This is a genomic window from Pseudoalteromonas fenneropenaei (assembly GCF_042643375.1).
In the GTDB taxonomy this organism is placed as follows: Bacteria; Pseudomonadota; Gammaproteobacteria; order Enterobacterales; family Alteromonadaceae; genus Pseudoalteromonas; species Pseudoalteromonas fenneropenaei.
The window spans coordinates 53,566-72,881 of sequence record NZ_JBHRSD010000029.1 but is presented as its reverse complement, the minus strand read 5'-3'; the positions used below and the strand labels follow the sequence as shown (position 1 = coordinate 72,881).

Sequence of the window (19,316 nt, the reverse complement as noted above, 5' to 3'; positions counted from 1 at the left end):
TCATGTTTTAGGCTTTGGTGCAACTAAACTGTGTCAGCGAAGTGCACAGCGCTTGTCGATTAGCAATAACCAAAAGACATCAAACGCTTGTAACGTGCATCGAGCATTTCTTCAGTGCTAAGTGCATCTAAATCCGCTAAATCACGCTTCAGCTGTGCTTTTAGGTTTTTCGCCATTGCATCATAGTTGCGATGCGCGCCACCTAAAGGCTCATCAATAATGTTATTGATAAGGTCTAATTCTTTCACACGGCTTGCCGAAACCCCCATGGCCTCTGCAGCTAGTGGTGCTTTCTCAGCGCTTTTCCAAAGGATTGAGGCACAACCTTCTGGCGAAATGACCGAGTAAGTGCTGTATTGCAACATGTTCACGCGGTCACCCACGCCAATTGCCAATGCGCCACCTGAACCACCTTCACCAATGACGGTACAAATCGTTGGCACTTTAAGTGCAGCCATAACTTTTAAGTTACGCGCAATTGCTTCACTTTGACCGCGTTCTTCAGCGCCTACACCTGGGTATGCACCTGGCGTGTCGATAAAAGTGATGATAGGCATTTTAAAACGCTCTGCCATTTCCATTAAGCGTAATGCTTTACGGTAGCCTTCTGGCTTTGGCATACCAAAGTTACGTTTGATTTTCTCAGCCGTGTCACGGCCTTTTTGTTGACCAATGATCATCACAGGACGGCCGTCTAAACGCGCCACACCACCTAAAATAGCCGGATCATTAGCAAATAAGCGATCGCCTGCGAATTCATCAAACTCAGTGAATATACGCTCGATGTAATCACGCGTATAAGGGCGAAGTGGATGACGGGCTAATTGAGAAACCTGCCAAGCACCTAAACCTGCGAATATTTTCTTAGTAAGCTCAACATTTTTCTCTTTTAGTTTGCTGATCTCTTCTTCAAGGCTTAGATCTAAGTCACCCACACGGCTGACACTTTGTAACTCTTTAATCTTTGCTTCTAGCTCCGCAATTGGAAGCTCAAAATCAAGATAATTGAGGCTCATGCTCGAAACTACCTTTTAGTTAAATTCTAATTCTATTTCTTGTGCCGCCAATCTAGATAAGCGATGGATCAAATCATCGCTGGGCGTCACACACCATTCTGTACCGAGTGTTAACTCAGCCCACGCATCGGGGCGTTGGTAACCAATTTTTATTGGACAAGTGCCAAACTTGTAGGGTTCCAGCACTTTCTTTAAATTTTCAATGAAATTCGCGTTTATTTGCGTCATATTCAGCGTCATTCTTAACGCTTTAATCCGCTTTTCGCGCGCTGTTGCCAAAGTACAGACGTCTCTGGCGGTCATTGTAATGCCACCAGAGAAGTTATCAAAGCTGACCTGTCCTGATATTACCAAGATTTGGTTAATTTGCAGCAAATCTTGGTACATTTCGAACTGTTCTGGGAATAAGCGTACATCAAGTCGGGCGCTCTTGTCATCCAAAGTGATCAATCCCCATCGATTTCCTTTCTTATTTATCAAGGTTCTGGCATTGATCACTAAGCCTGCCGCCGTCGCTTGCACGTCACGCGCGGTGGGCTGCAAGTCAACCAAGCGCCCAGAGGTATAGTATTTTAACTCTTTGCGATATTGATTGATGGGGTGCCCGGTAAGATAAAGCCCTAATGTTTCTTTTTCGCCTTCCAACCATTCATTGTCCGACATTTTCGGCACTATCACGAAGGCGTTTGCCACTTCTTCTGGCTCCACCGCCAAGAGCCCAAACAAATCACTTTGTCCTAACGCTTCGGCTTTATGGTGCTGCTCGGCGGACTTCATCGCATCCATTAGACTTGCCAGCAAAATGGCTCTACCACCTTGGGTTTTATCTGGCCCAAGTTGGTCAAGTGCACCGGAGTAAATCAGCTTTTCTATCACGCGGCGGTTCATTTTTTTCAAATCAACCCGCGCACAGAAATCAAATAAATCTTTAAACGCCCCGCCACTTTGTCGCGCTTCTAAAATTGCTTCGACTGGGCCTTCACCAACGCCTTTGATAGCGCCAATGCCATAGACTATCTCGCCTTGCTCGTTCACTGCGAACTTGTACGCACCAGTGTTGACGTCCGGCGGCAACAGAGTGAGTTTCATGTTCTCACACTCGTCCACCAAGGTGACGATTTTGTCGGTATTGTCCATATCCGCAGACATTACCGCGGCCATAAACTCCGCTGGGAAATGGGTTTTCATCCACAGCGTTTGATAAGACACCAGAGCGTAGGCTGCCGAGTGCGATTTGTTGAAACCATAACCTGCGAACTTTTCTACCAAGTCGAAAATTTTCATCGCCAGTTCGCCATCAACGCCGTTTTTCACCGAGCCCTCTTCGAAGGTCGAGCGTTGCTTCGCCATTTCTTCAGGTTTTTTCTTACCCATAGCACGGCGTAATAAGTCAGCGCCACCGAGACTATAGCCCGCCAGTACCTGCGCAATCTGCATAACCTGTTCTTGATACAGGATAATACCGTAGGTAGGCTCAAGAATTGGCGCTAAGCTTTCGTGCTGATATTGCGCATCCGGATAAGAGATCTCTTCGCGACCGTGCTTACGGTCGATAAAGTTATCTACCATGCCTGATTGCAGTGGCCCCGGACGGAACAAGGCTACCAAAGCTATCATATCTTCAAAACAGTCTGGCTTTAGGCGCCTAATTAAGTCTTTCATACCGCGCGATTCCAGCTGGAATACCGCGGTGGTTTCCGCGCGCAGTAACACTTCAAAACTTGCCTTGTCATTCAGTGGAATGGCGGCAATATCCACCGACTTTTTGCCTTCACGCGCTAAGCGCGCATTAGCCATATCCAGTGCCCACTGCAAAATGGTTAAGGTACGTAGGCCTAAGAAGTCAAACTTAACTAGACCTGCGGTTTCTACATCGTTTTTATCGAACTGGGTAACTGGGAATTTACCTTCTTCATCGCAGTAAATAGCGGCAAAGTCGGTAATGGTCGTTGGCGAAATAACCACACCACCGGCATGTTTACCGGCATTACGTGTACAACCTTCCAATTTGCGACACATATCAATCAGGTCGCGGACTTCTTCGTCGTTATCGTAGGCTTCTGGCAGGCGTGGTTCAACTTCAAACGCTTTGGCGAGTGTCATACCCGGGTCGCCCGGCACTAATTTTGAAATTCGGTCAACGAAACCATAAGGGTGACCAAGTACCCGGCCTACGTCTCGAATAACCGCTTTGGCGGCCATAGTACCAAAGGTGATGATCTGCGATACCGCATCACGACCATACAGCGCCGATACGTGGTCGATTACTTCGTCACGGCGGTCCATACAGAAGTCGATATCAAAGTCCGGCATCGAAACCCGCTCAGGGTTTAGGAAACGTTCGAAAAGTAAGTCAAATTCGAGCGGATCTAAGTCAGTGATTTTTAGCGCATAAGCCACTAACGAGCCCGCACCAGAACCCCGCCCAGGTCCTACTGGGATATTGTTGTCCTTACTCCACTGAATGAACTCCATAACGATCAAGAAGTAGCCGGGGAACCCCATCTGGTTGATACAGTTAAGTTCAATTTCCAGCCGCTCATCGTATTCACCGCGGCGCTCTTTGCGCACCGCTTCGTCAGGGAACAAGAACTGTAACCGCTCTTCCAAACCATCGCGGGAAACTTTAACTAAGAAATCTTCAATTTTTAGGTCGCCGGTCGGGTAATCCGGCAGGAAGTATTTACCAAGCTGTACTGTCACGTTACAGCGCTTGGCAATTTCCACGCTATTTTGCAGTGCTTCAGGAATGTCGCTAAACAACTCTGCCATTTGTTCAGCGCTTTTAAAATATTGTTCCGCAGAGAAACGTTTTGGACGTTTTGGGTCATCGAGCGCATAACCATCATGGATAGCCACGCGAATTTCATGCGCTTCGAAATCTTCCGCCTTTAAAAACACCACTTCATTGGTCGCAACCACTGGTACCCCAGTTGCACTGGCTAATGCAACGGCACTATGGAGATATTCTTCTTCTTGCGCGCGGCCAGTGCGGTGTAATTCTAAAAAGTAGTGGTCGGCAAAGTGAGTTTGGTAAAACGCGAGCGTTTCTTGTACCAGCGCTTCGTTGCCTTTGAGTAGTGCTTTACCGACATCGCCATCTTTGGCGCCGGAAAGTAAAATCAGCCCGTCTTTGTATTCTTCTAGCCAAGCTTTATCCACCATAGGACGATGCATTACATAGCCGCGGCGATACGCTTTGGAGATCAATAACGTGAGGTTTTGATAGCCAGTATTATTTTTTGCCAGCACCACAATACGGCATGCTTCTTCTGGAAACTGCTCAGAGCGCAACCATAAATCAGCGCCAATTATGGGCTTAATACCAGCGCCATGCGCTGCGCCATAAAAACGTACCAAACCGCACAAGTTCATTTGGTCTGTGATGGCAAATGCAGGCATTTGCAGTTGTTGTGCGTGGCCGACGATTGGCTTGGTCTTTGCCAAGCCATCTACCATTGAGAAATCACTGTGGACCCGTAGATGCACAAACTTTGGTTCAGCCATTATCTCTCCTGGTCAAACAAATTAGCCATTAGCCTGCGCAGCCAGCACCTGCTGCACAGGTTTAAAACTGCGACGATGATGCGGTGTTGCACCATACTTAGCCAAGGCTTCAAAATGTGCTTTAGTTGGATAGCCCTTGTGCCCTGCAAAACCGTATTCAGGATAAGCGCTATCCAGCTCTAACATTTCTTGGTCGCGAGCCACTTTGGCAAGGATAGACGCAGCACTTATTTCAGCCACTAAACTATCCCCTTTTACCACAGCTTGCGCTGGCACAGTTAAGCTTGGCAGGCGATTGCCATCGACAAACACAAATTCTGCTGGAATATGCAGTCCTGCAACAGCACGGGTCATTGCCAACATAGTGGCGTGGAGAATATTGAGCTCATCAATCTCAGCCACTGTCGCTCGGGCAATACAATAGCTTAACGCTTTGGCTTTGATCTCTTCTGCTAGTTGCAGACGCTTTTTCTCACTAAGCTTTTTCGAGTCAGTCAGACCCACAATCGGCTTAGTGGGGTCCAAAATTACCGCAGCGGTGACCACATCTCCCACCAGCGGACCACGGCCAACTTCATCCACGCCTGCAATTAGGCGCACATTGGGTCGTTCAATTTGCATCTATAAGCTCCTTTACCGCTAAGGCGGCTTGTTGGCTGGCGTTACAACGAATACTATCGTGAATGGCAAGGAACTTGGCTTTTAACGCCGCATTGTCACCGCGTAATAAAGGCAACAGCGCATCAGCCAATGCATCTGGGTTGCAATCATCTTGTAAAAACTCTGCCACCAAGGCACTGTCAGCCAACAAGTTCGGCAACGAGAAATACTTGATATTGAATTTAAAGAAAGTGGTAAAAATCCAATAACTCAGTGGTTTAAAGCGATATCCCACCACCATAGGCTTTTTGTAAAGCATAGCTTCTAAAGTGGCCGTACCTGATGCCAGTAAAATCGCATCCGCCGCTTGCATCGCCAAGTCGGATTGCCCCTCCAACAACAGCGGCTTAAAACTCGGTAATTCCGCCGCCAACGCTTGGCAAAATTGCTCGCGTCGTGCCGCATTAACTAACGGTACCACTACTTTCAAATTAGGTAGGTGGATCAGCAACTTTTTCACCGTTTGCAAATACGGCGTGCTTAATAGGCCCACTTCTGAACCTCGGCTGCCGGGCAGTAACGCCAGTACGGTGTCTTCTTGCTTTAATCCTAATGCGTCACGCGCCGCTTGAGTATCGTTATGGAGAGGAATTTCGTCAGCTAAGGTATGACCAACGAAAGTACAAGGCACTTGATGCTTATCGTAAAAGGCTTTTTCAAACGGCAGTAGTGACAACACTAAATTGGTGGCTTCAGCGATAGTAAAAATACGTTTTTCCCGCCATGCCCACACTGACGGGCTGACATATTGAACAGTTTTGATCCCCGCAGCTTTAAGCGGTTTTTCTACCCGCAGGTTAAAATCGGGCGCATCAATGCCGATAAACACCGCGGGGGGATGATCAATAAAGTATTGTACTAATTGTTTACGGATCTTGAGTAAACGCGGCAAGCGCCCTAACACTTCAATCAGCCCCATGACCGCGAGTTCTTCCATATCGAACAAGCTTTCACAGCCTTCGGCCTGCATTTTAGGGCCTGCGATACCGACAAATTTGGCGTTAGGATAATGCTGCTTGAGTGCGCGGATAAGGCCTGCACCTAAAATATCACCTGAATGTTCCCCGGCTACAAGGCCAATAGTAAGCGGTGCTGTTGTCGTCATCATGTTGTGGTGTCTGTATCTATAAACAAAAACGCCATACGAACTCTGGTATGGCGTTGTGGTGTCGGGACTTGAGATTAACGTATGATCCCACGTTCCGAGGTCGCCAGAAAGTCCAGCATCAATTTCACACTTGGGAATTGTGCTGCCTCGGCCTGTAATTCTACGCTCGCTTGTTCTAAGGTCAAACCTTTACGGTATAAGGACTTATAAGCGCGGCGAGTTGCCATGATCTCTTCCGAAGAGAAACCACGACGCTTCATCCCTTCAGTATTGATAGCGGCTGGTTGCGCTGGCGTACCTGTTGTGGTTACAAACGGTGGTACGTCTTTGTTTACCCCAGAGTACATACCGATAAAGGCATGCGCACCAATTTTACAAAACTGATGAACACCGGTATTACCTGCCAGAATAACCCAGTCACCGACGTGAACGTGGCCTGCTACACTGGCATTGTTAGCAAAAATAACATTACTGCCAATCACCGCATCGTGCGCAACGTGGGTATAGGCCATAAATAGGTTGTTTGAGCCAATGCGCGTAATACCTTGGTCTTGAATGGTACCACGATGGATAGTGGCGCACTCACGGATGATATTGTTATCACCTATGATAAGCTGTGTTGGTTCATCCTTGTACTTCTTATCTTGGCAGGCTTCCCCTACCGAAGCAAACTGATAAATATGGTTGCCAGAGCCAATCGTCGACGGGCCTTTGATCACCACGTGTGATTCGATGATACAGTTATCACCTATCACCACATCATTACCAATATAACTGTAAGGGCCAACTTTGACGTTGGCACCCAGCTTCGCGCCTGACTCAATAATTGCGGTAGGATGGATCACGCTATAGCTCTCTTCTTGCACACATTAATTCTGCGCTACACACTATTTTGCCATCGACTTTCGCTTCGGTAGCAAATTTCCACATGTTGCGGCGCTCCTTCAAGAACTGCACATGAAGATGCATGGTATCACCCGGTGTTACTGGGTGTTTAAAACGTGCATCATCAATCGCTGCGAACAAGTATAGTTCATTGTCGCCACGATTCTCGACTGTTTTAAAGCCAAGCAAACCCGTTGCCTGTGCCAATGCTTCAAGAATTAAAACACCTGGGAAAATTGGCTGTTCCGGGAAGTGGCCGGTAAAAATTGGCTCATTGGCCGTCACGTTTTTAATCGCGTGCAGGTATTCGCCCGGTTTGTAATCCAACACACGGTCTACCAATAGCATTGGGTAGCGGTGTGGCAATAATTTCAAGATTTCTTGAATATCAAAGCTATTTAATTCGTTAGCCAAAATAGCATCCTTTTATTCAGGGTGTTTAAGTTGCTCAACTTGGTTTTCAAGTGCCTTAATACGGGCCTTGAAATCCGATAAATTGCGTAAGTGAGCCATGCTTTTGCGCCATTCCAAGTTCGTGCTGTGCGGCACACCGGAAGAATAAACGCCTGGCTCAGTGATGGAACTAATCACCATACTCATACCTGTGATAATCACTTTATCACAAATCTCATTATGGCCATTAATGGCAACCATACCGCCGATTTGACAAAACTTGCCTATTTTCACACTGCCAGCGAGCACAGTTGCTCCCGCAATCGCGGTGCCTGAGCCAATTTCGACGTTGTGTGCAATTTGGCATAGATTATCTATGATCACGTTGTCGTGCACGATAGTATCGTCAATTGCGCCACGATCAATCACGGTATTGGCACCCACTTCTACATGATTGCCAATGATCACTCGGCCGACCTGAGGAATTTTAATCCACTGGCCTTTTTGGTTGGCATAACCAAAACCATCACTACCTATCACCGCCCCAGATTGAAATAAGCAGTCACTGCCAATTTCAACTTCATGGTATACGGTCACATTTGCCCACAGTTTCGTGCGGGCGGCTATTTTGGCATACTTTCCGACAAAGCAGTTAGCACCAATCTCAACCTCATCACCAATTTCTGCACCAGATTCAATGACAGCGTTAGCACCAATGTGTGCGCTTGGGCTGATTTTCGCATCGGCTGCAATACTGGCACTGGGGTGCACACCACTGGCAGCAACCGGAGTAGTATCAAGCTTTTGAGCGAGCAATGCATAAGCGGTATAAGGGTCTTTCGTCACTAGCTTATTGCCGGTGAAATATTCCGCTTCATCAGGCGAGAGGATCACCGCACCGGCTTGCGTGGTAGCAAGCTGACCGCGGTATTTTTTATTGGCCAAAAACGCAATCTCTTGCGCGGTTGCTTTTGCGAGTGTCGCGATACGGCAGATGACGGCATTACCGTCACCTTGCACTTGAGCATCAATCCACTCTGCGAGTTGAGCTAGGGTGTACTGCTTGGTCATTATTTCTTGCTTACTACTTCTACAACTTGCTCAGAAAGATCGGTTACTTTCTCTGGGTTGAAGTAAATTGTTGCGTCTTTTAATTTTACTTCGTCAAACTTACCTTTTTTCGCTACTTCATCAACAGCGTCAAGGATAAGCTTTTGTACTTTAGTCAATTCTTGACCTTGGCGAGTTTTCATTTCTTGCTCAAGTGGACGACCTTTTTCAGCCAGTGTCTTTTGCATATCCTGAATTTTGTCGCGCAACTTGTCTTTTTGGTCGTCGCTCATGGTGGCAGATTCACGTTTGAACTTTTCTGCTTCAAAACGAATATCGCCTTGGATTTTTTCTAACTCCTGACGACGCTCTGCAAACTCAGTTTGCAATGCTTGCTCAATTTTCGCCATTTGTGGAATTTGTTGATACACCTTTTGCATATCTACAATGCCGACTTTGTGTGCAAGTGCACTTGCCGAAGTTCCCATTAGTAAGGTTGCCATCAAGGCCAAAGCTGAGGTTTTAGCTAATTTGTTCACGTAAAGACTCCTTAGAAAGTGTTACTAATGTTAAAGCTAATCGTTTTGGTGTCATCATCTTCTTCTTTTTTAAGCGGATAAGCAAAACTGATTAGCATCGGACCCATTGGAGAGATCCATTGAATAGATAAACCGGTCGACGCACGGTAGCGTGATGGGTCTGAGTAGTCATCAATTTTCGCGAGCTGATCGCGTTGTAATTCGGTATAACGGCTTAAGTCGAACTCAGTGTCCCAAACGTTTGCTACGTCCACAAAGAAACTGGTGCGTACTGAACCTGATTTGTCGTCATCAAGGAATGGCGTCGGTACTATCATTTCGACGCCAGCCACCGCTTTAGCGTTACCACCGATACGACCTGACGGCAACAATACATCAAATTGCTCATCGCCACCTAATCCACTTGTACTACCGCCATCGGGCTGAGGAGTCCCAGGGATAAGATTCGGCCGACGAATAATTGCTCGCGGTAAAATGGTGTTACGGTCAAAGCCACGCAGTTCCATTTCCGTAATACGGAAAAACTCTTGGAACGGTAGGGTTTGATCTGCGCCATTGGTGCTGCCATAACCATTACCATAACCCAGTGCTGCTCGCGCTGAGAATACCCAGCGATGGTCGTTACTGATTGGCCAATAGAAACGCGAATCGTAATTGAGCTTGAAAAAATTCAAATCTGAGTTAGGTGTCGTAGCCATCAATGACAAGCTTTGGCGCGAACCATCGGTTGGGAACATCCCGCGGTTAACCGTCACACGTGACCAACCCACGCTCAACTCATATTTGGTAAACTCAAATGGCGCATCTGGGTTGTTAGGATCGGTAAAGCTTTCACGAAGTACACGGTTTTGTTCAAACTCTGTGATGTTATCAAGCTCTTCTTCTAACCAACGCACACCGAAGTTGATGCGGTTGATGGCATCAATTGGGAAACCTAGGTTGGTACCAAGGCCATAAGTTTTAGAGTTATAGCCAACGATACCAAACTTGCTACCGTCAAATTCGTTATAGAAAATACTGCTACCTTGCGACACGCCGTCTGGCGTGAAATACGGATCGGTATACGACACGCTGTAGCTGCGCGAGCCGCGTGAAGTATTAATATTAAAACCAACTTGGTTACCCGTACCAAGGAAGTTAGACTCACTTACGCCAATGTTAAATTGCAGACCCGCGTACGAGCCATAAGCAAGACCGGCTTGGAAACTACCCGCAGGTTGCTCTTTCACTTTAAAGTCAACGTCGACTAAATCGTCTTGGCCCGGCACAGGCTTGACATTAAATTCCACGTTTTCCATATACGGCAAACGTTGAATTTGTAATTTCGAGCGCTCAAGTTGCTGGTTTGACAGCCACGCACCTTCAAGCTGCGTCATTTCGCGGCGTACTACTTCATCTGCAGTATTGTGGTTACCTTCTACCACAATACGACGCACATATACGCGCTTGCCTGGATTCACCGACAGCGTAAGCTGAACTTCTTTGTTTTCGTCGTCAATGTCAGGGATGGTACGTACTTCGGCGTTAGCATAACCAAAACGCGCTAAATACCCTTTGATGAATTCTTCTGAAGCCGTGACGATTGAACCGTTGTAAAGCTCACCTTCACGCAGTGGCACGATAGCGCGAATTAAATCTTCACGGCCAAGCAAGTCACCGATAAAGTCAAAGCCTTTTACTTTGTACTTTTCGCCTTCAGTTAAGTTTGCGGTAACGTACACGGCGTCACGCTCTGGGCTCACCGATACTTGCGTTGAATCGATATTAAAGCGTAAATAACCACGGTCTAAATAGTAACTCTTGATTTTCTCAAGGTCACCTTCAATGGTTTTCTTTTGATAACGGTCATTAGACAGGAATTTCCACCAAGGTAAATCCTGTTGCGATTCAAACAGCGCTAACAACTCTTCGTCACTGAATAACTCATTACCCACTAAGTTAATTTGGCGTACTGAGGCCGCATCGCCTTCTTCAAACTTCAATTTAAGTTTGACGCGATTACGTGGCAACTCAGTGACTTCAATATTTACTTTAGCATTGTATTTACCAATGCTGTGGAAGAACTCCGTTAGGCCTTTTTCGATGTTGTCTAACACCGTTTTATCTAACGGCTCGCCTTGGCGAATATTTTGTTGCTCTAAACTTTCAGTCAGCTGCTCATCTTTGATGTCTTTGTTGCCATCAAATTCAATAGAGCTAATGGTAGGACGCTCAGTGACTTTGAAAACCAGTAAGCTGCCTTCACGATAGACTTGGATGTTGTCGAAATGCCCTGATTTATATAGCGCTTTAATGGTTTTTGCGACTGTATAGTCGTCAATATTATCGCCCACGTTAATCGGGATATGAGTCAACGCAGCACCTAAAGCAACGCGTTGTAAACCTTCAACTTTTAAATCTTCAACAATAAAGGAGTTTTGCCCCAAGGCCGCAAAACTTGCGCCAAGTAAACCGGTAACTGCTATGTGTTTTTTTATAGGCATCTTATTATCTTTATCCTTTACAACTTTCTAGCGTTATTGCGCTTAACCTTATCCAAATCTGGCTTACGGCTACAATCTGGCAACGTCATTCATTAACGCAAAACAGGTTAATGCCAATAACAGCATCGCACCTAGTTTAAAACCTAACTCTTGTGTCTTTTCAGAGACTGGCTTTTTGCGAATTAGTTCAATTATGTAATACATTAAATGCCCGCCATCTAAGACCGGCAGCGGCAATAAGTTGAAAACACCAAGGTTTACACTGATAAGCGCTAAGAAGCTTAAAAACGCTACCAAACCATAACTGACACTGTTGCCTGCACCGACTGCGATGCCTACTGGGCCGCTTAAATTCTTGACCGACACCTGCCCCGTTAACAGGTTGCCTATCATATCAAAACTGAGGGTGATAAGTTCCCAGGTTTTCTGCCCGCCGAGCACGATACTATCCAAAGGGCCATAATGTCTAGTTTCTATGTATTCAGTTGGCCAATTTTCCATCCGTGGCGCAACGCCAAGTACACCGATGCGGTTGCCGTCATTGTCGGTTTGAGCGCTTGGTGTCGCGACTAAGTCTAAGGTTTGGTTGTTACGTGCAACTTGCAGCGTTAGAGGTTGTTCCGGTGAGTTTTTGATAACCTTAACAAAATCAAACCAATCGCTAAACGCTTCGCCATTCACTGCGAGCAAGCGGTCGCCTACCATAATCCCAGCTTGTTCTGCCGCAGATTGGCTGCCGACTTGAGCTACTTCGGTGGTGATAGCAGGACGAAAAGGTGTGATACCAAGCGACTGTAAAGGCGGCACATCTTGTTGATCTAATTTCCAGCCCTGAATATAAACTTGGCGTATTTGTAGCGCATTGTGCGCATCTTTCACTTTCAACACCAATTGTGACTCACCAAGCGCCGCCATCAAAGCAAAATTGACATCCTGCCAATCCGTCACCACTTGCTCGTTGACGCTTAAGATTAAATCTTGGCTGCTAAGATTGGCTGCGGCGGCGCGACTAGCTGGAGTAACTTCACCTACCACAGGTTTAACACTTTGCACCCCAATCATATACATTGCAGCAAGAGCGATAATAGCAAACAAAAAGTTGGCAATGGGACCTGCCGCAACAATGGCTATCCGACGCGATACGGGCTTATTGTTAAACGCCAAATGGTGCTCTTGGGCACTCACCTCTTCAACCCGCCCATCAAGCATTTTGACGTAACCGCCAAGTGGGATAAGCGCAATCACGTACTCAGTGCCGAGTTTGTCGTACCATTTAATTAATGGCTTGCCAAAACCGATAGAAAACCGCAGCACTTTAACGCCAGCTTTTCTTGCTACCCAGAAATGTCCATATTCATGCACTGTTACTAAAATACCCAAAGCGAGTATAAATGCACCGAGATTCCATAAAAACGCCAGCATAGCTTACCTCAAGGATTGAATTCGTTGATACGCCATTTCCCGCGCGACACCATCGACTGCCAAAATGTCATCAAGGCAGTGTGTCGCAGGCAGGTCTGCTTGTTCTAATACCGCCGCATTGACACGGTAAATATCCGTAAAGCCAATTTCACCGCACAAAAACGCGGCCACAGCAACCTCATTCGAGGCGTTAACTGTGGTGGTTGCAGCTTGACCACTACGACACGCCGCAATTGCCAACTGCAAGTTAGGATAACGCGCAAAGTCAGGCTTAGTGAATGAAAAGTTCACCATTTTAGCAAAATCTAGTGGTGCCACACCGGCATCAATTCGCTCTGGATAAGCAAGCCCATACGCAATTGGCGTGCGCATATCAGGCTGGCCTAGCTGCGCGATAACCGAGCCGTCGCGGTACTGTACCATAGAGTGGATCATGCTTTGCGGATGAATGACGACTTCAATGTCGTCAGCACTGCAATTGAATAGCCATTTGGCTTCGATAAATTCCAGCCCTTTGTTCATCATGGTGGCCGAATCAACAGAAATTTTCTGCCCCATTGACCAATTGGGATGGGCCACCGCCTCTGCCACCGTCACGGCATCAAGCGTGTCTAGTGGCCGCTGCAAGAATGGCCCACCTGAGCCAGTTAAAAGGATTTTGCTCACACCATGATGAGCTAGGTGTGCGGTTTGGTCTTGCTGGAAGGCATACGGAAGGCTTTGATAAATGGCATTATGCTCACTGTCTATCGGTAACAAAGTGGCTCTATGTTTTATCACTTTGTCCATAAACAACTGACCCGACATCACTAAGGCTTCTTTGTTGGCCAGCAACACTTTCTTACCTGCTTCTACCGCGCTTAAAGTTGGCAAGAGACCCGCAGCCCCAACAATCGCCGCCATGACGATATCCGCCTCAGGATGGGCGGCAATCTCTTGCATCGCTTTAGTGCCAGCAAGCACTTCAGGTAGCGGTCTAAGTGCTGTTGTTTGTAGCGCAGCGCGAAGCGTCTGTGCGGCTTGTTCAGAAGCCATCACCACAAAACGCGGCTTAAATTGCAGACACTGTGCAACCATAGTGTCGACACCTTGCCCCGCCACTAACGCTAACACTTGATAGCGTTGGTGATTACGCGCAATAACATCTAAAGTGGACTGTCCAATAGACCCAGTCGAGCCAAGCACGACCACGTTTTGCATCATAAAGTGACCGTCCATGCGTAACATAGCGCAAATATAGGTGCAGCTGCCGTGAGGCTGTCAATACGGTCTAAAATACCGCCATGTCCAGGTAAACACGAGCCAGAGTCTTTCAAGCCAACTTCGCGCTTAAACATACTTTCAAGTAAGTCACCAACCGCTGAAAACAGCGCGATAAAGACGGTCATCACACCATAAACTGCCCACTTTTCACTTGGTACCGCAGCGTAATAGCAAAACGCTACGACAAAAATAACTGCTGCAACTAAGCCGCCAATAAGGCCTTCAATGGTTTTATTCGGACTGACTTTAGGCATAAGCTTATGTTTACCAAAGTTTTTGCCAGCAAAATAAGCGCCGATATCTGCCGCCCAGACAATACCGAGCACCACCATAATCAAGGTCGAGCCGAAATGATGTTGCTCAGCATAGTGCGCGCTACGTAGGGTATTAAGCGCCAACCACAGTGGCACTAAGGTTAACAGACCAGCAATCGCGCGCAGCACAATACCTTCCCGCCAGACACTCGACATACCGGGGTATTTGCACACCAAAATGGTTGCCACTAACCACCAAGCAAACGCCAAAGTGAAGACATAATTCGCATCGGCGATAAGCGTGCCATTGGCTAGCCACAGTGTCTCTATCGGCCAATGCCAATGTAATACCGCGAGAATAGTAGCAACCAGCAAAGTAAAACCGCTGCGCGCGCGCTTGGTGGTAAAGCCGATAAAAGCAGACCACTCCCAAGCACCCAGTAACACGATAAGGCCCGCAATTAAGCTAAATTGTGCTAGAGGTGTATAAAACACCAATAGCAGCGCGGCTGGTGCCAACACCGCAGACGTCATAATACGTTGTTTTAACAAATTCTAACCCTTCAACTGTGGTTATTTAGAAGCGAGTAATTGTTTTATTTGTTCGCCAGTACAGCCAAATCGACGCTCACGCGCGACATAACTGGCAATCGCTTCTGCAAAGGCGGCTTCATCGAAGTCCGGCCATAAAGTTTGAGTAAAATACAGCTCCGCGTACGCAGCCTGCCACAGCAAAAAGTTGCTGATGCGCAAATCACCACCGGTGCGGATAAGTAAATCCAACTCAGGTTGACCTGCCATAGATAAATGCTGGCTAATCGCGTCTTCTGTAATATCACTGGCTTGCAGCTTACCCTCAGCCACTTGTTTTGCCAACTGCTGCGTAGCGTGAGTAATGTCCCAGCGCCCACCATAGTTGGCTGCCACATTAAGCTGTAGTCCGGTATTGCTGGCAGTCAAGTCTTGTGCCGCGAAAATACGCTCCTGTAATGCCAGAGGAAACTTGGAGATATCGCCTATGATGCTAAGCTTGACATTGTTTTTGTTCAGCCGTTTGACTTCCTTGGTGAGCACATAAAGAAAGAGCTCCATCAAAGTACTGACTTCATCTTCTGGGCGGCGCCAGTTTTCGCTGCTAAAGGCAAACAGCGTCAACGATTGGACGCCGAGTCTTGAACAGAATTGTACAGCGCTGCGTACCGCATCGACCCCTTTTTTATGCCCAAAAACGCGCGGACGATTGCGCGCCTGCGCCCATCTGCCATTACCGTCCATGATAATTGCCACGTGACGGGGTAAAGACTGCTGAGAAATTGTTTCGGCGTTCAGAACCATACTAATTCGTAAGTAAAAAAAAACGCCGCCTAGTATACCCTAGGCGGCGTAGCAAACCTACTAAATTTCGGATTACTGCATAGAGGCGGATAACCTCAGCTTAGATTTCCATCAACTCTGCTTCTTTTGCAGCCAGTTGGTTATCCATTTCTTTGATGAACTTATCGGTCAGCTTTTGAATTTCTTCTTCGCCTTGACGCGCTTCATCTTCAGAAATACCTTTGTCCTTTAGTAACGATTTGATATCGCCATTAGCGTCACGGCGAATATTACGTACTGCAACACGGCCCGCTTCAACTTCACCACGTACTACTTTGATCAGGTCTTTACGACGCTCTTCTGTAAGCGGAGGTAACGGCACACGAATGATAGAACCCGCTGACATTGGGTTTAAACCCAGATCAGAAGCCATAATCGCCTTCTCTACTGCTTGCGTTAAAGAACGGTCAAACACGCTGATAGCCAAGGTACGCGCATCTTCAATTGACACGTTCGCTACTTGGTTAAGTGGTGTATCGGCACCGTAGTAAGATACTGAAATACCGTCTAATAGCGCAGGATGTGCACGACCAGTACGGATCTTTGACAATTGGCTCGCTAGTGCTGCCACACTTTTTTGCATACGCTCTTGCGCGTCTTTTTTAATATCGTTAATCACAATGCTTTCCTAGTCCATTTATTCAGAAGGTTGCGAGGAAATAAGCGTACCTTCTTCCTCACCCATGATAACGCGCTTAAGCGCGCCTGGTTTATTCATATTGAATACGCTGATGGGCATATCGTGGTCACGCGCAAGCGTAAATGCCGCGAGGTCCATCACCTTCAATTCTTGATCAATCACTTCATCATAGCTCAAATGACGGTAAAGTGTCGCTGCTGGATTTTTTACTGGGTCGTCGCTGTACACGCCGTCCACTTTAGTTGCTTTAATTACGGTGTCTGCTTCGATTTCAATACCGCGTAAACACGCTGCAGAGTCAGTAGTAAAGAATGGGTTACCTGTACCTGCAGCGAAAATCACTACACGGCCAGATTTCAGCAGGCTGATTGCCTCTGCCCAATTATACGCATCGCACACACCATTTAACGGGATAGCCGACATCAAACGCGCATTGACAAATGCACGGTGCAACGCATCACGCATCGCCAGACCATTCATTACCGTTGCCAACATCCCCATGTGGTCACCCACCACACGGTTCATACCTGCTTTGGCAAGTGAGCCACCACGCAGGAAGTTGCCGCCGCCAATAACCAAACCCACTTCTACGTCGAGTTCTACTAGTTCTTTGATTTCTTGAGCCATGCGATCCAAAATTTTCGGATCGATACCAAAGCCTTCGTCTCCCATTAAAGCTTCACCGCTTAATTTGAGAAGAACGCGTCTAAAAACAGGTTTTCGATTGATAGTCATACAGTCCGGGCCAATTTAAAAGTGAGGTAAAAAAAACCGCGCTTATGTCTACACACAAGCGCGGCTATTCTAAAGAATTTTCGCGTTTGACGCAAAGCAAACTGCGGTGGTCTCACCAGCCTTGCTCCACGTCAAGCTAAGCGATTAGTTGCCTTTTGCAGCAGCTACTTGTGCAGCAACTTCAGCAGCGAAGTCATCTACTTTCTTCTCGATGCCTTCACCTACTTCTAGGCGAACGAATGCGCTTACAGCGATGCCTTTCTCTTTCAGGAACTCACCAACTGTTTTCTTTGGTTCCATGATGAATGGTTGACCAGTTAAAGACACTTCACCAGTGAACTTCTTCATACGGCCTTCAACCATTTTCTCAGCGATTTCAGCTGGCTTGCCTTCGTTCATAGCGATTTCGATTTGCACTTCACGCTCTTTCGCTACTACGTCAGCTGGTACGTCTTCAGGGTTTACATACTCTGGACGTGATGCAGCAACGTGCATAGCTACTTGCTTAAGTGTTTCTTCGTCAGCAGAACCTGCAACAACAACACCGATACGGTCGCCGTGACGGTATGCAGCTAGTGCAGCACCTTGGATGTACTGAACGCGACGTACGTTGATGTTTTCGCCAATTTTAGCAACTAGAGCAACACGCTTCTCTTCGAATTGTGCTTGTAGCTCTTCAACAGTTACAGTTGCAGCGATTGCAGCGTCAGCTACTTCGTTAGCGAATGCTAGGAAGTTTGCATCTTTAGCAACGAAGTCTGTTTGACAGTTAACTTCAACTAGTGCAGCAACACCGTCAGCTTGCTTGATAAGGATTGTACCTTCAGCAGCGATGTTACCTGCTTTCTTAGCAGCTTTAGCAGCACCGCTCTTACGCATGTTCTCAATCGCAAGTTCGATGTCACCGTTAGTTTCAGTTAGCGCTTTTTTACAATCCATCATGCCAGCGCCAGTGCGGTCGCGTAGCTCTTTAACTAGGGCAGCAGTTACAGCCATTTGAATATCCTCAAATCTGAATTCGGTTTACTTTAAGCGGAAGGTCCGCTTGTAAAGAATATCAAGTCTTCATCAGAACAAGATGAAGACTTGATGACAGCTTATTACTCAGCTTCTACGAAGTCGTCTTTCTCAGCTTGAGCAACGATGTTGCGCTCACGGCCTTCAGTAATTGCTTGAGCTACTGCGCCAGTGTAAAGCTGGATAGCACGGATAGCGTCGTCGTTACCAGGAACAACAAAGTCAACGCCATCTGGGTTTGAGTTAGTATCAACGATAGATACTACTGGAATACCTAGGTTGTTTGCTTCGCGAATTGCGATGTGCTCGTGATCAGCGTCGATAACGAAGATAGCGTCTGGTAAACCGCCCATCTCTTTGATACCGCCAAGGCTCTTCTCAAGCTTTTCCATTTCACGAGTAAGCATTAACGCTTCTTTCTTAGTCAACTTCTCGAAAGTACCGTCTTGGCTTTGTACTTCAAGGTCTTTAAGACGCTTGATTGATTGACGAACTGTTTTCCAGTTAGTCAACATACCACCTAACCAACGGTGATTTACGTAAAATTGGTCACAACCAGAAGCTGCTTCTTTAACTGCTTCGCTTGCAGCGCGCTTAGTACCTACGAAAAGGATTTTGCCTTTGTTAGATGCTACGTTCGTAAGGAACTTAAGTGCATCGTTGAACATAGGAACAGTTTTTTCTAGGTTGATGATATGTACGCGGTTACGAGCACCGAAGATGAACGGCTTCATCTTTGGGTTCCAGTAACGAGCTTGGTGACCGAAGTGTACGCCAGCTTGTAGCATATCGCGCATTGAAACGTTTGCCATTTGTATTTTCCTCAAAGTAAGGGTTAGGCCTCCACATATCCCATAGCACCAACATGTTTAAAAATGTTTTAAACTTGCACCCAAGTGTATGTGTCGATATGTGTGTGTGTTAAAATTAAAGTTTAGTGCCTTAGTTACAAATAATCCTTGTGACGCAA

17 protein-coding genes are annotated in these 19,316 nt (G+C 46.8%); all 17 read right to left on the bottom strand.

Annotation, left to right across the window (positions count from 1 at the left end):
* Window positions 1-59: 59 nt before the first annotated feature.
* Entirely contained in the window at window positions 60-1,016 is a 957-nt protein-coding gene (gene accA, locus ACFOEE_RS15525) for an acetyl-CoA carboxylase carboxyl transferase subunit alpha (RefSeq protein WP_377126248.1), read from the bottom strand.
* A 15-nt stretch (window positions 1,017-1,031) separates the two neighbouring features.
* Window positions 1,032-4,523 (bottom strand): DNA polymerase III subunit alpha, encoded by a 3,492-nt coding sequence (dnaE, locus tag ACFOEE_RS15520; RefSeq protein ID WP_377126245.1) that lies wholly within the window; start codon window positions 4,521-4,523, stop codon window positions 1,032-1,034.
* A gap of 21 nt (window positions 4,524-4,544) precedes the next feature.
* Window positions 4,545-5,144: a ribonuclease HII gene (gene rnhB / locus ACFOEE_RS15515; protein ID WP_377126242.1), complete on the bottom strand. Its 600-nt coding sequence runs from the start codon at window positions 5,142-5,144 to the stop codon at window positions 4,545-4,547.
* Window positions 5,134-6,288: a lipid-A-disaccharide synthase gene (gene lpxB / locus ACFOEE_RS15510; RefSeq protein WP_377126679.1), complete on the bottom strand. Its 1,155-nt coding sequence runs from the start codon at window positions 6,286-6,288 to the stop codon at window positions 5,134-5,136. Before lpxB ends, rnhB begins: the two co-directional genes overlap by 11 nt.
* Before the next feature lie 77 nt (window positions 6,289-6,365).
* A complete protein-coding gene (lpxA, locus tag ACFOEE_RS15505) occupies window positions 6,366-7,136 on the bottom strand; it encodes an acyl-ACP--UDP-N-acetylglucosamine O-acyltransferase (RefSeq protein WP_377126677.1) in 771 nt (256 codons plus the stop codon).
* Between the two features lies 1 nt (window position 7,137).
* Window positions 7,138-7,590 (bottom strand): 3-hydroxyacyl-ACP dehydratase FabZ, encoded by a 453-nt coding sequence (gene fabZ / locus ACFOEE_RS15500; protein WP_377126239.1) that lies wholly within the window; start codon window positions 7,588-7,590, stop codon window positions 7,138-7,140.
* Between the two features lie 12 nt (window positions 7,591-7,602).
* Complete coding sequence (gene lpxD, locus ACFOEE_RS15495; protein WP_377126236.1) at window positions 7,603-8,640, bottom strand: UDP-3-O-(3-hydroxymyristoyl)glucosamine N-acyltransferase; 1,038 nt, start codon at window positions 8,638-8,640, stop codon at window positions 7,603-7,605.
* Window positions 8,640-9,158, bottom strand: a complete 519-nt coding sequence (locus ACFOEE_RS15490) for an OmpH family outer membrane protein (RefSeq protein WP_377126233.1) — start codon at window positions 9,156-9,158, stop codon at window positions 8,640-8,642. Before ACFOEE_RS15490 ends, lpxD begins: the two co-directional genes overlap by 1 nt.
* 11 nt (window positions 9,159-9,169) lie before the next feature.
* Complete coding sequence (bamA, locus tag ACFOEE_RS15485) at window positions 9,170-11,641, bottom strand: outer membrane protein assembly factor BamA (RefSeq protein WP_377126230.1); 2,472 nt, start codon at window positions 11,639-11,641, stop codon at window positions 9,170-9,172.
* 69 nt (window positions 11,642-11,710) lie between these two features.
* Window positions 11,711-13,063, bottom strand: a complete 1,353-nt coding sequence (gene rseP, locus ACFOEE_RS15480) for a sigma E protease regulator RseP (protein WP_377126226.1) — start codon at window positions 13,061-13,063, stop codon at window positions 11,711-11,713.
* A gap of 3 nt (window positions 13,064-13,066) precedes the next feature.
* Window positions 13,067-14,266, bottom strand: coding sequence for a 1-deoxy-D-xylulose-5-phosphate reductoisomerase (gene ispC / locus ACFOEE_RS15475; RefSeq protein ID WP_377126223.1), 1,200 nt, complete (start codon window positions 14,264-14,266; stop codon window positions 13,067-13,069).
* Window positions 14,263-15,132 (bottom strand): phosphatidate cytidylyltransferase, encoded by an 870-nt coding sequence (locus tag ACFOEE_RS15470; protein WP_377126220.1) that lies wholly within the window; start codon window positions 15,130-15,132, stop codon window positions 14,263-14,265. The genes ispC and ACFOEE_RS15470 overlap by 4 nt, the downstream gene beginning before the upstream one ends.
* 21 nt (window positions 15,133-15,153) lie before the next feature.
* Window positions 15,154-15,915, bottom strand: coding sequence for an isoprenyl transferase (locus ACFOEE_RS15465; protein WP_377126217.1), 762 nt, complete (start codon window positions 15,913-15,915; stop codon window positions 15,154-15,156).
* A 100-nt stretch (window positions 15,916-16,015) separates the two neighbouring features.
* Window positions 16,016-16,573 (bottom strand): ribosome recycling factor, encoded by a 558-nt coding sequence (gene frr, locus ACFOEE_RS15460; protein ID WP_377126214.1) that lies wholly within the window; start codon window positions 16,571-16,573, stop codon window positions 16,016-16,018.
* Between the two features lie 18 nt (window positions 16,574-16,591).
* Window positions 16,592-17,329, bottom strand: coding sequence for a UMP kinase (gene pyrH, locus ACFOEE_RS15455; protein ID WP_377126211.1), 738 nt, complete (start codon window positions 17,327-17,329; stop codon window positions 16,592-16,594).
* A 144-nt stretch (window positions 17,330-17,473) separates the two neighbouring features.
* Window positions 17,474-18,325 carry a translation elongation factor Ts gene (tsf, locus tag ACFOEE_RS15450; protein WP_377126208.1) on the bottom strand — a complete coding sequence of 284 codons (852 nt, stop codon included), beginning with the start codon at window positions 18,323-18,325 and terminating at the stop codon, window positions 17,474-17,476.
* Between the two features lie 104 nt (window positions 18,326-18,429).
* On the bottom strand, window positions 18,430-19,158 hold the full coding sequence (rpsB, locus tag ACFOEE_RS15445) for a 30S ribosomal protein S2 (RefSeq protein WP_377126205.1): 729 nt from the start codon (window positions 19,156-19,158) through the stop codon (window positions 18,430-18,432).
* Between the last annotated feature and the right edge of the window lie 158 nt (window positions 19,159-19,316).